Origin of the sequence: Bacillus sp. 3G2, assembly GCF_044324725.1 — a bacterium.
GTDB lineage: Bacteria > Bacillota > Bacilli > Bacillales > Bacillaceae_G > Bacillus_A > Bacillus_A mobilis.
The window spans coordinates 2,710,669-2,725,871 of the sequence record NZ_CP172246.1 but is presented as its reverse complement, the minus strand read 5'-3'; the positions used below and the strand labels follow the sequence as shown (position 1 = coordinate 2,725,871).

The 15,203-nt window shown below is 34.4% G+C and carries 17 protein-coding genes; 14 read left to right on the top strand and 3 right to left on the bottom strand.

Features of this window, described 5'->3' with window-relative positions; translation table 11 throughout:
• The first annotated feature begins 178 nt into the window (after positions 1 to 178).
• Positions 179 to 2,152: an LTA synthase family protein gene (locus ACHZK0_RS14045; protein ID WP_262743283.1), complete on the top strand. Its 1,974-nt coding sequence runs from the start codon at positions 179 to 181 to the stop codon at positions 2,150 to 2,152.
• A 55-nt stretch (positions 2,153 to 2,207) separates the two neighbouring features.
• Here ACHZK0_RS14045 and ACHZK0_RS14040 read toward each other — a convergent pair whose 3' ends face one another.
• From ACHZK0_RS14040 to ACHZK0_RS14030, 3 genes are all read right to left on the bottom strand, one after another.
• Positions 2,208 to 2,882 carry a TerC family protein gene (locus ACHZK0_RS14040; RefSeq protein ID WP_097863424.1) on the bottom strand — a complete coding sequence of 225 codons (675 nt, stop codon included), beginning with the start codon at positions 2,880 to 2,882 and terminating at the stop codon, positions 2,208 to 2,210.
• 112 nt (positions 2,883 to 2,994) lie between these two features.
• Positions 2,995 to 3,657: a DUF3841 domain-containing protein gene (locus ACHZK0_RS14035; RefSeq protein ID WP_395760504.1), complete on the bottom strand. Its 663-nt coding sequence runs from the start codon at positions 3,655 to 3,657 to the stop codon at positions 2,995 to 2,997.
• A gap of 187 nt (positions 3,658 to 3,844) precedes the next feature.
• Positions 3,845 to 4,672 (bottom strand): peptidoglycan-N-acetylglucosamine deacetylase, encoded by an 828-nt coding sequence (locus tag ACHZK0_RS14030; RefSeq protein ID WP_262743273.1) that lies wholly within the window; start codon positions 4,670 to 4,672, stop codon positions 3,845 to 3,847.
• A gap of 382 nt (positions 4,673 to 5,054) precedes the next feature.
• Between ACHZK0_RS14030 and ACHZK0_RS14025 the strand changes: the two genes are divergently transcribed.
• The 13 genes from ACHZK0_RS14025 to ACHZK0_RS13965 all read left to right on the top strand — a co-directional run bounded on the left by ACHZK0_RS14025 (position 5,055) and on the right by ACHZK0_RS13965 (position 15,192).
• Positions 5,055 to 5,738: a DNA alkylation repair protein gene (locus tag ACHZK0_RS14025; protein WP_270343096.1), complete on the top strand. Its 684-nt coding sequence runs from the start codon at positions 5,055 to 5,057 to the stop codon at positions 5,736 to 5,738.
• 16 nt (positions 5,739 to 5,754) lie between these two features.
• Positions 5,755 to 6,456, top strand: a complete 702-nt coding sequence (locus ACHZK0_RS14020; protein WP_262743275.1) for a nucleotidyltransferase domain-containing protein — start codon at positions 5,755 to 5,757, stop codon at positions 6,454 to 6,456.
• Between the two features lie 15 nt (positions 6,457 to 6,471).
• Positions 6,472 to 7,017 (top strand): GNAT family N-acetyltransferase, encoded by a 546-nt coding sequence (locus tag ACHZK0_RS14015; RefSeq protein ID WP_395760503.1) that lies wholly within the window; start codon positions 6,472 to 6,474, stop codon positions 7,015 to 7,017.
• Positions 7,018 to 7,050: 33 nt separating this feature from the next.
• Positions 7,051 to 7,551, top strand: coding sequence for a GNAT family N-acetyltransferase (locus ACHZK0_RS14010; protein WP_270608142.1), 501 nt, complete (start codon positions 7,051 to 7,053; stop codon positions 7,549 to 7,551).
• Between the two features lie 15 nt (positions 7,552 to 7,566).
• Positions 7,567 to 8,088, top strand: a complete 522-nt coding sequence (locus tag ACHZK0_RS14005) for a DinB family protein (RefSeq protein ID WP_395760502.1) — start codon at positions 7,567 to 7,569, stop codon at positions 8,086 to 8,088.
• 70 nt (positions 8,089 to 8,158) lie between these two features.
• Positions 8,159 to 9,097: a multidrug resistance efflux transporter family protein gene (locus tag ACHZK0_RS14000; protein ID WP_097820419.1), complete on the top strand. Its 939-nt coding sequence runs from the start codon at positions 8,159 to 8,161 to the stop codon at positions 9,095 to 9,097.
• A 56-nt stretch (positions 9,098 to 9,153) separates the two neighbouring features.
• Positions 9,154 to 9,555 (top strand): GNAT family N-acetyltransferase, encoded by a 402-nt coding sequence (locus ACHZK0_RS13995; RefSeq protein ID WP_270343078.1) that lies wholly within the window; start codon positions 9,154 to 9,156, stop codon positions 9,553 to 9,555.
• Between the two features lie 113 nt (positions 9,556 to 9,668).
• Complete coding sequence (locus ACHZK0_RS13990) at positions 9,669 to 10,280, top strand: hypothetical protein (RefSeq protein WP_395760501.1); 612 nt, start codon at positions 9,669 to 9,671, stop codon at positions 10,278 to 10,280.
• Between the two features lie 20 nt (positions 10,281 to 10,300).
• Entirely contained in the window at positions 10,301 to 11,548 is a 1,248-nt protein-coding gene (locus ACHZK0_RS13985) for a glutathionylspermidine synthase family protein (protein WP_395760500.1), read from the top strand.
• A 199-nt stretch (positions 11,549 to 11,747) separates the two neighbouring features.
• Entirely contained in the window at positions 11,748 to 12,692 is a 945-nt protein-coding gene (locus ACHZK0_RS13980) for a methyl-accepting chemotaxis protein (protein ID WP_270343066.1), read from the top strand.
• A 379-nt stretch (positions 12,693 to 13,071) separates the two neighbouring features.
• Positions 13,072 to 13,872: a BA2930 family N-acetyltransferase gene (gene aacC / locus ACHZK0_RS13975; RefSeq protein WP_270606988.1), complete on the top strand. Its 801-nt coding sequence runs from the start codon at positions 13,072 to 13,074 to the stop codon at positions 13,870 to 13,872.
• Positions 13,873 to 13,884: 12 nt separating this feature from the next.
• Positions 13,885 to 14,574 (top strand): phosphopantothenoylcysteine decarboxylase, encoded by a 690-nt coding sequence (locus ACHZK0_RS13970; RefSeq protein WP_395760499.1) that lies wholly within the window; start codon positions 13,885 to 13,887, stop codon positions 14,572 to 14,574.
• Between the two features lie 144 nt (positions 14,575 to 14,718).
• Complete coding sequence (locus ACHZK0_RS13965) at positions 14,719 to 15,192, top strand: tetratricopeptide repeat protein (protein ID WP_270343056.1); 474 nt, start codon at positions 14,719 to 14,721, stop codon at positions 15,190 to 15,192.
• Positions 15,193 to 15,203: the final 11 nt, after the last annotated feature.

Sequence of the window (15,203 nt, the reverse complement as noted above, 5' to 3'; positions counted from 1 at the left end):
TAGAAACCAAGGTCAAAATATTTGAAAAGAAATAGTTGAATAAATAAAAGCTTCAAATTATAATTACTAATATTCTTCATATAGTAAAATAAATAAAAATCTATTTGGAGATTAAAAATTGAATAGAGAGACAGACTTATATCAAAATAAGCCTTGGATGATCAAAAGAGGTGGAGAGATGAAACAATTACTATTAAAGAGTAAGCGAGTGTTAAGCAATCACTTTGGATTTTTCGTGTTTGCCATTATTTTATTCTGGTTAAAAACATACGCAGCGTATGTGACAGAATTTAATTTAGGGATATCCAACACAATCCAAAAGTTTTTACTGTTTTTCAATCCGTTAAGCTCAGCAGTTCTATTTTTAGGGCTCGCATTATTTGCAAAGGGGAAACGTGCTTACATTTGGTTAATTGTTATTAATTTGTTAATGTCTATACTTTTATACGCAAACGTAGTATATTATCGCTTTTTCAGTGACTTTATTACGTTCCCGACATTAACACAGACGAATAACTTTGGAGATTTAGGTGGTAGTATTTTTGCATTGCTACACGTCTATGATCCACTATATTTCTTAGATACAATCATTTTAATTGTTTTAGTCGCAACAAAATTTGCAAACCCAAAACCAATTCGTGTTGCGAAGCATAAATTATCACTAGTATTTGTAGCAGGTATTTTATTATTCAGCATTAACTTAGGTCTTGCAGAATCTGATCGTCCTGAACTATTAACTAGAACATTTGACCGTAATTATATTGTGAAATATTTAGGGGCATACAACTATACGATTTATGATGGCATTCAAAGTGCGAAAGCATCAACAGAACGAGCGTTAGCTGATGGAGATAATATGACAGAGGTTAGAAATTATCTTGCGTCAACATATGCAAGTCCAAATCCTGAGTACTTTGGTAAAGGTAAAGGAATGAATGTAATTTATATTCATTTAGAGTCATTCCAAAACTTTTTAATCGATTATAAATTAAATGGGCAAGAAGTTACACCGTTCTTAAATTCATTTACAAAAGATGCGAATACGTTATACTTTGATAACTTCTTCCATCAAACAGGACAAGGTAAAACATCTGATGCGGAGTTCATGCTAGAAAACTCAATGTTTGGATTACCACAAGGATCTGTTTTTACAAATAAAGCTCATAACACGTATCAATCAGCACCAGCTATTTTAGGGCAACAAGGATACACATCAGCAGTGTTCCACGGTAACTATAAAACATTCTGGAACCGTGACGATATTTATAAATCATTTGGTTTTAATAAATTCTTTGATGCATCATACTACGATATGAACGAAAAAGATGTAGTAAACTATGGATTAAAAGATAAACCGTTCTTTAACGAATCCATTCCATTATTACAAACGTTGAAACAACCGTTCTATACAAAGTTCATTACGTTATCGAACCATTTCCCTTATCCGATTGATAAAGAGGAAGCGACGATTGAACCAGCTAAAACAGGTGATTCATCAGTAGATACGTATTTCCAAACAGCACGTTATTTAGATGAGTCTGTAAAAGGATTCTTGGATTACTTGAAACAATCTGGTTTATACGATAACTCAATTATCGTTATGTACGGTGACCATTATGGTATTTCTGATAATCATGGCGCAGCAATGTCTCAAATAATGGGTAAAGAAATGAACTCATTTGAAAATGCACAACTGCAACGTGTACCATTAATCATTCGTGTCCCAGGAATGAAGGGCGGCGTACAGCATCAATACGGCGGAGAAATTGATGTTCTTCCAACGTTATTACACTTACTAGGTACAGATACAAAAAATTATGTCCAATTCGGATCAGATTTATTATCACCAGAGCATAAACAAGTTGTTCCATTCCGTAACGGTAACTACGTAAGTCCAACGGTTACTGCACTGAACGGCAAATACTATGATACAGCGACTGGTAACCCTGTTGAATTAACAGACGAAATAAAACAAAATGAACAAATGGTTCAAAAATCATTGAAATACTCTGATCAAGTTGTAAACGGTGACTTATTACGATTCTATACACCGGAAGGATTTACGCCGGTAGATCGTTCGAAGTACAACTATAACCATCGTGATAAAAATAAAACGAAGGTAAAGACGACTGAAGACGGGGAAACGAAATAAATATTAAAGAGCGCTACTCCTATGAGTAGCGCTTTTGTTTGTACATATAACGTTGTCATGATATAGAAACATCTTTCGTTTTTTGTTTCATCTTTCCAAAGAATACTACACCAGCAATGATAATAATGATAAAGGCCCATTTTATGAAAGGGTTACTTTCGAAAAATCCAGCGAACCATTTCTCATCTACAATCATTTTCGCGGCAGTATAAGCTAAAACAGCTGCTCCAATTGTAATGATGACAGGGAACCGATCCACCCATTTTAAAATTAATGTACTACCCCATACTACTACTGGAATGGATACCAATAGTCCGATGATGACTAAAGAAAAATTACCATGCGCAGCTCCTGCAACAGCGAGTACATTATCAATACCCATTAACGCATCAGCAATGATAATGGTTTTAATAGCAGACCAAAATCCTTCTTCTGCTTTAATATCATGATCTTTGCCTTCAGCAATTAATTTGTATGCAATCCATATGAGGAGTACACCACCAATTAGAAGTAGCCCTGGTATTTTTAATAACCAAACGACAACTATGGTAGCGAGGGCTCTAATCGCGATTGCCCCGATAGTTCCCCATATAATCACTTTCTTTTGCTGATCTTTCGGTAATCGCCTTGCTGCTAATCCAATTACAATGGCATTATCACCGGCTAACACTAAATCAATTACAATGATGGCAAGTAGGGCAGACAAATATTCAGCTGAAAGAAAATCCATATACACATCACTCCTTAAGAGTAATATGTGCTAAAGCGTTGATAATATAAAAAATAGGATTGAATTTGTATATTCAATCCATAATTTCTTGCTATATTTTGATAAATCTGTTTTAATTTCGTATAAGTCGCTTTTGCAATCTTTTTTGCTTGTCGTTTCTTTTTCTTAATTTTCGATGCATCTTTTTAATACGGTTTTCTTTTCTATTATCCCAGTTATCACTTCTGATTTTACTAATAGACGTATCTGTCTTAGCACGAAAACGTCTTAATTTTTTCACGAAGGAAAGGGGTGTTTTGCCGATAACACCTTGTTTTTCTAACGAATCCTCTTTACCTAGACACCAATCAGGATGAGATAATAAATAGTCGAAATCGAATAGTATCCCGTATTTTTTATCCATAGAGGTATACCATTCATCTATTGTACACTTATTTTTTGTATGTAAATATATTGATCCATCAGTCATAGCGCAACACCAATAGTCAAAATAGCTCCATAGTACCCATTCTTTCGGTACATCTAGTGTTAAAATTACCATTTTTGAATTTTGTCTACCCCAAGCTTTATGATTTCGGTTTGGGTAATTAGTTTCTTCCCAGACCCAAATAGGATAGTTCCCTTCGTAATGAGGCAATCTTGTTTTAGCAACGCGCACCATCCAGTCATATGAATATATATCATCTGGATCGATCACTTCTTTATTACCTTCTAAATAACCAAGTTTTTTAAATTGTTTCCATGCTGCTTCAGTTTGTACTGTATATACGATCATATAACACCTACTTATTTAAACTAGGCTATAGTATAGCATTTGATATTTCAAAGGTACATTTATTTGATTTTTTCTTGCTAAAAGGGAAGGGACATACATTATAGAAATGCTGAATTTCTATATGAGAAAATTCCCAAAACGATAAAAAAAGACTTGATAACCTACAAGAGGGAATCAAGTCTTTTTATTACATACGATTATCATGCCAGAAGTTTAATGGGAAGTGTTCGTTCTCACTATAGGCTTCTAATTCATATCCTTTTTCCTTCAGTCCTTTAATAATTCCAGGTACTGCTTTTACAGATTGTGGATGAATATCGTGCATAAGAATAACTTCTGTTGGGTTTGTAGCACCATGTAGAACGTTTTCTACAATTTTAGCTGATGCAGCATCAACTTGCATTTTGTTGTATTTCCAGTCTAAAGAATCAATTGTCCAATCCCAAACTTTTAGTCCATTCTCAACAACTTTGTTGCGAAGAGCTTCGTTTAATCCTGGCATTGAGCCGTAAGATGGACGAGTTAATACTGGCGATTTACCTAGAACGCCAGCAATTAAGCCTTGGTCTTCCTTCATTTCATCTACGTAATGACCTTCTGTGTAAAGTTTCTTGTAGTTATGAGTCATACTGTGCATCCCAACATAGTGGCCTTCAGCATCTTCACGTTTTACAAGTTCCGGGAATGCTTTTACGTTTGAACCAATTAGGAAAAATGTTGCTTTTGCATTTTCTCTTTTTAACATATCTAAAAGCTCAGCTGTGTATTTTCCAGGACCGTCATCAAATGTTAAGTAAGCTACTTTCCTAACTTGCCCGTTATATTGTTTTGGAGCTTCTTTTGGTGCAAGAGATGATTGAATTTCACTTACAAGTTGAACAGATTTTGTTTCATCCTCTGTACTTGCTAGAGCAGTATGTGCTGATCCTAAAGCTGCTTCGTATGTAAATAATACCCCCGCGCAAATCAACATAGCCCTTTTTACTAAAGTTGTCATCCGAATTCCATTGTGCATAATTTTCCTTCTCTCTATAAAAGTTCTACTCTACTATATTAGCAATTATAGGGAGGTAATTGCAAAAAAACTTTTTTACAAGCGCAAAAAAGTTTGTCCAATAATATGCAAGATTTTATTATTTTACAGGTTTACTAAAATGAAAATAGAATTGAATGAAAAAGCATGTAATTTGTTCATATATATAGTAAATCCAATGAGTAAGTTAGTAGGGTATTGTATACAGAATATGCTAGCGAAGAGGGTGTCTGTTACATTAAAACGCATCTATGAAATTTCACATACCGTATTTAAAAAATACATATAGGAAAACAAAAAAGTAATGTAGAATATATCGTACATGCACATATGAAATCAACATAAAAGATAAAGAGGTGGACATATGTTACTTGAAGAAGTAATGCAGCAACTAGAGGAATATGGAACAGAACAAAATCGTAAGATCTTTAAAAATCATGGAGCGAGAGAGCCATTATTTGGAGTTAGTTTCGCCAATTTAAAATTGTTAAAAAAGAAGATAAAAAAAGATAATGATTTAGCGATTTTATTATGGGAAACAAAAAATATGGATGCAATGACTTTAGCGACGATGATTTTAGATCCGAAGAAAGTTACGACAGAACAACTAAATAAATGGGTACAGGAAGTTGATTATTATTGTTTAATGGACGTATTGATGACCGCTATTTGTACGTCGCCAATCGCGATAGCAAGAATGGAAGAATGGACAAAGTCTGATGATGAATGGATCGGAAGAGCAGGTTGGTCATTATTAGCGAATATCGCGATTAAAAATAAAACGTTACATGATGATTTCTTTTTACCGTATCTAGAAGAGATTAAAACTTATATACATAATGAAAAAAATCGTAAAAGAGAAGCGATGAATAGAGCTTTAATTGCAATAGGAGTTCGGAATGAAAGTTTGGAACGACAGGCGATTGAAACTGCACGCGTGATAGGAAAAGTAGAAGTTGATCACGGTGAAACGTCATGTAAAACACCTGATGCAGAAGCCTATATTAAAAAAACAAAAGAAAGAGCTGAAAAAAAGAAAGTGAAATAAGAAAAGGGGAACGGTTATGAAACCAATGGAAGCGGCACAAAGCATAATTACATCACAATTTCCGAATTGTGATGTAGCTTTACTGGGAGGAAGCGTTGTACGAGGGGAAGCGACAAAAACATCTGATCTGGACATTGTAATAATAGATTGTAGTTTGTCATCTTGTTATAGAGAATCTTTCTATAGTAATGGATGGCCAGCCGAAGTGTTTGTACATAATTTTGAAACGTATAAAACCTTTTTTAAAATGGATTGTGATCGAGGAAGACCTTCGTTGCCACAATTAGTTTCAGAGGGAATTGTATTAAAAGGTGAAAATGAAATTGTTGAGGAATTAAAAAGAGAAGCAAATGATTTACTAAATAAAGGACCAGCTAAATGGACTGAAGAAATGATGAAGCAGAAGCGATATTTTATTACGGATACTTTGGATGACTTTATCGGGGCGACAAAAAGAGAAGAAGAATTGTTTATCGCGAATCTATTAGCTGATTTAGTACATGAATATGTATTAAGAGTAAATCGTAAATGGCTTGGAAATTCAAAATGGTTTATAAGGGTACTTAGAAGATATGATGAGCAATATGCAGATCAATTTGTAGCGGCGTTTGATCATTTTTATACAACGGGAGAGAAAAGTAAATTAATTACTTTTGTAGAAAAAACGCTAGAACAGTATGGAGGAAGAATGTTCGAAGGATTTTCTATAGGAAAATAAAAAGGGGATAGCACAATGAATGTACCATTCGTTCAATTAAGAGAACTGACACTAGATGATGTAGAAGATCGATATCAATGGTCATTAGATACAAAAGTAACAAAACATCTAGTTGTACCAGATCAATATCCACCGTTTACTCGTGAAGAAACGAAAAAATGGATTGAAGCATGTATAAATCGGAAAAATGGCTATGAACAAAGAGCTATCACTGCAGAGAACGGCATACATATTGGATGGGTAGATCTTAAAAATTTTGATAAAACAAATCATAATGCAGAACTGGGAATCGCGATTGGTAATAAAGAATACTGGGGTAAAGGGTATGGAATAGCGGCTCTATATAGTATGTTACATCTAGCATTCTATGAATTTGAATTAGAAAAAGTTTGGCTACGTGTAGATGAAGATAATTTTCAAGCTAGAAAGAGTTATGAAAAGGCTGGTTTTGTTTGTGAAGGGCTAATGAGAAACGATCGATTACGTCAAGGGAAGTTCATTCATCGTTATCGTTATAGTATGTTAAGAGAAGAATACGATTCTTTAAATAGTGGTTTATAAAAATATTATGTTAACTTAAGGGGCTGAAGAAATATGATTCGATTACTTACGAAAGAAGATGCGAAACAATATTGGGAGTTACGTTTACAAGCATTACAGGTAAATCCAGAGGCATTTGTAACAACTTATGAAGAGGCGATTCGCCAGCAAAATCCGATTAAGCGAGTGGAAAGTAATTTAACAGCTAATACTAGCTGTACATTTGGTGCTTTTAATGAGGGTCAACAATTAGTTGGAGTTGTCACTTTACTAACAGAAGAGAAAGAGGCGTATAAACATAAAGGTCATATCGTTGCGATGTATGTAGATGCAAGTAATCGAAGAAGTGGCCTTGCACGTGAGTTAATACGTAAGGCAATTGAAAGGGCAAGTGAAATGAATTTGGAACAATTAAATCTAGGTGTTGTGTCCACAAACGAACCAGCAAAAAAATTATACGAATCAATGGGCTTTCAAACGTATGGAATCGAAAAAAGAGCTTTAAAAATGAACGGTGTATATAGTGACGATGAATATATGGTGTTATTCTTGTAAGAAAGGGAGTTTAGTATGAAAGATCTCCATCTAGAAAAAAATATGAACCCGCAAGTAGCGATTCTATATGCGACGGTTACGGATACATTTAAACGATTGCAAAAGTTAGTAGAAGGTACTGATGAGAAGGAACTGTTTTTTAAGGGGTCAGAAAATAATGAAAATAGCATAGGGCAACTACTTCAACATTTAGCAGTTGTGGATTTACATTGGGTGTATCGCTTAAAAGGAGAAGCAGTTCCACTGGCACTTGAAAACATATATGGGCCTATGTTAAATGAAGTAGGAGAACTGCCAAGTTTAAGAAAATATACGCTGCAACAATTAATGCAAGATTATGAAGCTGTGCAACGTATGTTATATGAGGAATGTATGAAACTAACAGAAAATGATTTAACACGGGAAGTTTTTTATGAAAAGGGAGAAAGTGCGACTATAAGGTGGGGGATATGGCATATAGCCGATCATAATCGGTACCATCAAGCTCATATTAGACAGTTAAGAAAACTATATAGAGCTAGAATAGATGCGAGATGAAGATTTTGAATTTTAATTATATTAAATTTGTTGTATAGTATTAAGAAGAAACTAAACAAGGGGTTTTATAATGAAAGCTATTGCAGTAGGGATATTGGCATCATTTTTCTTTGCCTTTACCTTCGTTTTAAATCGGGCAATGGACTTAGAAGGTGGAAGCTGGATTTGGAGTGCATCATTACGGTACTACTTTATGGTTCCAATGCTTTTACTTATTGTCATGTATAGAGGAAACTTAAAGCAACTCTTTCAATATATGAAAAGTAATCCGAAAGAATGGTTAGTGTGGAGTATCGTTGGATTTGGACTTTTTTATGCTCCGCTTAGTTTTGCTGGAGCTTTTGGACCTGGTTGGCTAGTTGCATCAACATGGCAAATTACAATCGTCGCAGGAATTTTATTAACACCATTTTTTGCTGTAGATCCATTACATAAAAAACTTCCAATGAAGGAATTAGTTATGTCGGGTATTATTTTATGCGGTGTTGTACTCATGCAAGTAGAACATGCTTCTTCATTAGGAATTCGTGAAACTGTTTTATGTGTAGTTCCTGTCCTTATTGCAGCGTTTGCGTATCCTCTTGGAAACCGGAAAATGATGCAAGTTTGTAAAGGGGAATTAGATGTGTTTCAGCGAGTTCTCGGTATGACATTAGCAAGTTTACCATTTTGGTTTTTACTATCTGGTTATGAAGTATCAACAGGCGGGCTACCGTCAAGTAGTCAAGTTTTTCAATGTTTTATAGTAGCGGTTAGTTCAGGTTTAATCGCGACTGTCTTATTCTTCTTTGCGACTGATCTTGTAAAAGATGATCCACAAAAACTAGCAACAGTGGAAGCAACTCAGTCTGGTGAAGTTTTATTTGCGCTAGCAGGAGAGCTCATCTTGCTATCCGCGCCAATTCCATCATCTTTATCTTGGATTGGTATGAGCCTAGTTATTGTTGGGATGATACTACATAGTTATGTGGCTGTCGTTGTGAAAAAAGAAGAAAAAATAACGGCGTAATGAGACTAGCTCTTTTTATAAAGAGCTAGTCTTTTTTCATAGAAAGGGATGGAAGTATGAATTTACAGTGTGTTGAACAAATTGAAAAAGATTCAATTTTACATGTACTACAGTATGCAATTGGTCCAAGTGAAACTAGCTTAAAGAAAGCAGTTTTATTCTATGAAAGGAATAAAGGGACTTTTTACAAATATGAAGAAAAAGGTTGTATAGGTATTGAAATAATCGGAGCAAATAAAGCGAGAATTTGCCATATAGCAGTCGCTCCGCAATATCGTTATAAAGGAATTGCATTGCAAATGATAAAGGAAGTATTAAGAATACATCAATTGACTTATGTAGAAGCAGAGACAGACAAAGAGGCAGTAGAATTTTATAAGAAAATTGGTTTTCTGATTAAAAGTTTAGGAGAAAAATATCCGGGAGTCGAAAGGTTTCAATGCTATCTGGAAGGATAGCATTGAAAATATGCAAATATACATATTGAGTATAGTTTGAAAAAAGTAAGAATTACATTATATAATAAAGGTATCTGGAAAAATATAGATAAAAGAAATTAGGTGTATAACACATGAGAATGGATAAAAGTAAATTTATAAAAATTGCTACTTCAATTGGGGTGTCATCTTTTTTATTAACAGGCTGTGGCGATTATGAAGAAGAAACGGCCCAGAAAGAAAGTACTGCTGTTAAAACAGATGGTGGAAAACAAGGGAATGAACAAGAAACATTAAATTGTGACGATAAAACTCCTACTAATGAAAATGTAGAAAATGATGAGTTATGCAAGGAAAATAATCCATCATTTTCATCGTATAATGAAACTTCACATTTACCAATACTTCCATTCGTAGCAGGATATTTATTAGCAAGCAGAACTTCAAATATGAATTATACAGCAAAACCAAATATAATGAAGAAACCGTATGCAAATAATATTATTCCATATCGTGAAAAAGACCAAGGTAGAACTGGTGGCAGCGGTGGAGGAGGATACTACGGCGGAACTAACAGTAACAACAATAATTCTTCCAATAAAGTGGATTTAAATAAACAACAGCCAAATTCCTCAAGTAAAGTAACGCCAGATACAAATACGCCGAAATCATCTACGACTCAAACGCCGAAAGTGAATTCTGGTTCCAGTGGAATTGGGAATGCAAAAGCGCCAGCCGGATCATAATACGAAAGGATAATAGGATCATGTATACAGAACAAGAGCAGAAAGAGTATATGAAAGTATGGTTTTCACTTGCGGAAGAGGCTGGTCGGAATGGATTTACGTGGCCGAGTCTATTAGAAAAAGAAGAATGGAATCAATATATGGCAACAGGTATGTATCGTATGCCGGTAAAGACTTATACTGCTATTTCAAAAGCGACAGAAGAAATTATGTATGTGTTATATAGAACGTATCAATATATTGTCAATACGACAGAAGATTTTCAAACACTAGGATTTCCAGCTGAAACGTGGGAAATTGCGAGAATGAAACATACTGGTTTGTTTTCATATTTTACGAGGTTTGATTTTATCGTAAATGGTGAAGATATAAAATTAATAGAAGTAAATTGTGATACACCAACAGGTTATTTAGAGCCATCTGTCGCAAATGAAGTGTTGTGCCGTTATCATGACGTGAACCATCCGAACCATATAGAAGAGCATATTGTGCAGGCGTGGGAACAAATTAAACATGACTATAATATAAGTCCTATTGAGACGATATATTTTACTAGTTATGATTGGCATGATGAAGACCATCAAACAGTTCAATTTTTAAGAAGCTATTGTTTAGATCAATCAACGGACTATATAGGCATACAAGATATCGTCGTTGCAGATGATGGTATATATACGCAAAATGGTGAACGAATCCATTATTTATATAGACTATATCCAATTGAATATTTAGTTTCAGATGCCGATAAAAATGGGAAAAGAATTGGACTTCAGTTTTTAGATCATATAGCGCAAGGAAGAGTGAAAATTATTAATCCACCTGCAGCTTTTCTTATGCAAAATAAAAGTGTACTCGCATTAATTTGGCAACTGTTCGAAGAGGGAGTTTTCTTTGAGAAAGAAGAGAGAGAAATCATTCAAAACTACTTCATACCAACATATTTTACAAATAAGCCGTTTATAGAAAGAGATGCATCATATGTTTCTAAGCCTTTATACGGCCGTGAAGGCGGAGGAGTATCTATATACGATAATTTTGAACTATTAGCTGAAGATAAAACGGAGTACTACTTTGAACAGCGAAAAATATACCAGCAATATATAGAAATGCCTGACTATACAATTGACACATGGGATGGTCCGTATACTGGTAAACTATTAATTGGTTCACACTGTATTAGCGGGAGAGCCGCAGGGTTATTTTTACGTGTAGGTGAGAAAATAACAGGAAACTTATCGATGTTTACAGGGGTTACGATTGAAGGGTAAGAAATATATATAAAGCATTAATGGTAGAGCACTTTGAAATTAAAAGTGCTCTTTTTATTTTGAAAAAAATATGATTAAAGATCGTTGATATATATTAATTAAAGTGGGACAAATCATAGAGATATTAGTATAATTCGATAGTGGTATATTTAATGGGAGATGCTATGATATTTAATTTTTTTGAAATGGAGAGAAGCACATGAAGAGTGATAATATTTCAAAAGCTACTTCACTTAGTACACAAGTATTAAATCAAGGGGAGGTACTTGCTGCATTAGAACGTTCACTAGCTATGATTGAGTTTGATCCCTATGGAAAAGTAATATGGGCAAATCATAATTTTGCATATGCAATGGGCTATGAAGTGGATGAACTATTAAACAGTCATCATCGTCAGTTTTGTACTTCACAGTTTGCTCAAAGTCCAGAATATGATATCTTTTGGAGAAATTTTCGGAATGGAGTCTCATTTCAAAGGAAAATACAGAGAATCACTAAACAAGGGAAAATTATATGGCTAGAAGCGACATATACCCCTGTTGTAGATAAGAATGGAAAAATTCAAGCGGTTATTAAAGTCGCTACAGATATTACTGCGCGTGAGAATGGGACGGCAAAGGTAACACTTGAATTGCAAGAGATGGCGGAAAATCTAAAGGGACGTGCGCAAGAAGGGATTAAGCGTAGTCATATGGTTTCCGCGGCCATTAAACAAATAGTCGAACAAACTAATGACAATATGAAGTTATTACAAGAGCTTAACGTACAAACTAATATGATACGCGACATGGTGAAAACGATTAATGAAATTGCCACACAAACTAATTTATTGGCCTTAAATGCTGGAATTCAGGCCGCCCATGCTGGTGCCTATGGTAGTGGTTTTAATGTTGTTGCAAGTGAAGTTCGTAATTTAGCAAATAAAGTTAAAACTGTAACTAAAGATGTACACTTTAATGTTGAGAATATAACTAAACAGGTACAAAAGATTAGTGCAGGGACCCTTCAATCAGAAAAGAGAGTTACTGAAAGTTACTCATGTATAGAACAAGCAGTTCATGAATTCAATGGTATTGGTGAAGCGGCTCAGAGACTTGATACACAGGCAAAAACTATAGTAGAGCAACTACAAGGGCAAAAATAACTTCAAATGTTCCTGAAGTTCGAGGTTTAAATACATAAATTGAAAAATATTTATAAGAAACACATTTTAAAATTAAATATGCCATTTTTTTGTTGAAATGGTGCATCGTTATCTTATAGAAAAAGAATCACTAACATAATATGTGATTCTTTTTTTCGGTGTTATATTTGTAATTGATTTGAAAAATATTTTTGTTAATTGATAAAAACTACACGTTTTTAAGAGGTATTAAATGCTTTTTCTGTATATGCTAAAAATCAATTTGTTTTTATAGTTCGCTATTTTATAAGTATGAAAAATGATTAAGTTAAAAATTAAGAAAAATATGATAATATATGTATGTAGTAGTTTAAAACAAAATGGGGGAACAATCGTGAAAATGAATGACATAGTGGCAAGTACACAATTGCCAAATACAATCAAAACAATTACAAATGATTTAAGAGAATTAGGGTTAGAAAAAGGAATGACGGTTATTGTGCATTCTTCGCTCAGTTCTATTGGCTGGGTATCTGGCGGAGCAGTTGCAGTAGTAGAGGCGTTAATGGAAGTTATTACGGAAGAGGGAACAATTATTATGCCGACACAATCTTCGGATTTATCTGATCCGAAACATTGGTCAAGACCACCTGTACCTGAAGAATGGTGGCAAATTATCAGGGATAATGTCCCGGCATTTGAGCCACATATTACACCAACAAGAGCAATGGGAAAAGTAGTTGAATGTTTTCGTACATATCCGAATGTAGTACGTAGCAACCATCCATTAGGAAGTTTTGCCGCATGGGGAAAGTATGCAGCAGAAATAACGATGAATCAGTCGCTATCAATGAGTTTAGGAGAGGAATCTCCATTAAGAAGAATATACGATTTAGACGGATATGTATTATTAATTGGTGTTGGATATGATTCCAATACGTCTGTACATTTATCTGAAGTACGTACTGGTGCATGTGAGTTAATAAAAGTAGGAGCACCTATTATAGAGAATGGTGAAAGAGTATGGAAAGAGTTTGTTGATATGGATTACGATTCTGATAAGTTTGTAGAAATTGGTGTAGAGTTTGAGCGAAAAGGAACTGTAACAAATGGAAAAATAGGAAATGCAACGTGCCGTCTTATGAAGCAACGAGATATCGTTGACTTTGGAACGGAATGGTTTCGTAAGAAAAATCAGTAAGGGATGGTTACAATGAAGGGGAAAAAGGTATTAATTACGAGTGGTGGTTGTTTAGAAAAATGGGACCAAGTACGCGGGCATACGAATATGGCGAAAGGCACAATTGGGAGAATAATCGCCGAAGAGCTTATAAATAAAGGGGCACATGTTATTTATTTACACGGTTATTTCGCTGAAAAACCGAACGATATAAATAATCAATTGGAATTACATCCATTTGAAGGAATTGTTGATCTACAAGATAAAATGAAAAGTATAATTACGCATGAAAAAGTAGATGCGGTTATTATGGCAGCCGCTGGATCAGATTGGATTGTAGACAAAATTTGTGATCAAGATGGTAAGGTACTTGATATGAATGGGAAAATTTCAAGTGATATAGCACCAATTATTCATTTTCAAAAGGCTCCAAAAGTATTAAAACAAATAAAAGAGTGGGATCCAGAAACGGTACTCGTTGGCTTTAAACTTGAAAGCAATATAAATGAAGAAGAACTGTTTGAAAGAGCGAAGAAAAGAATGGAAGAAGCGAAGGCAAGTGTAATGATTGCGAATTCACCACATTCTTTATATTCACGCGGAGCGGTACACTACGTAATTGGACAAGACGGTAAAGGGAAGTTATGTAATGGGAAAGATGAAACAGCGAAAGAAATTGTCAAAAGGTTAAAAGTACTATGTAATCACATTACTGTTTTATAATTTTAAGTATTTGGATAAGAATGAATCCGCATAGTATATATAGGTAAGCGAAACTTTAATTTATGGGAAGTTTACTTTTTCACGAACATTAAACGTTAACCATTCAAGATGGATACATAGAATAATTGGTTAGGAGTGGATTCTATGGAACATTTATTAAAGCAAGCTATTAAACTTAGAAACGAAAAGAAATATGCACAGTCTAAGGAGATACTTATCGGATTAACAAACTTTACTAAGGATGCAGAAGTACTGTATCAGTGTGCTTGGATACATGATGTAATGGGGCTTGAAACAGAAGCGGTTCCGTATTATGAGCAGGCAATCGCAAATGGACTTGATGGCGAATCGCTTTGCGGTGCTTATATTGGTTTAGGAAGTACATATCGTTGTATAGGGGCTTATGAAAAGGCGATTACAGTATTAGAAGCTGGAGTGAAAAAATTCCCAGAGAACGATCCAATGAAAGTATTTTTGTCATTAGCAAAATATAACGTAAACGATCATGAATCCGCGATGAAATTATTACTTGAAACAGTTGTAAAAGTAGAAGAAGTTAAAGAATTTGAACATGCCATTTCATTTTATAAAGACCATTTAAACGAGGTTTTTAAATAGAGGAGTGAACG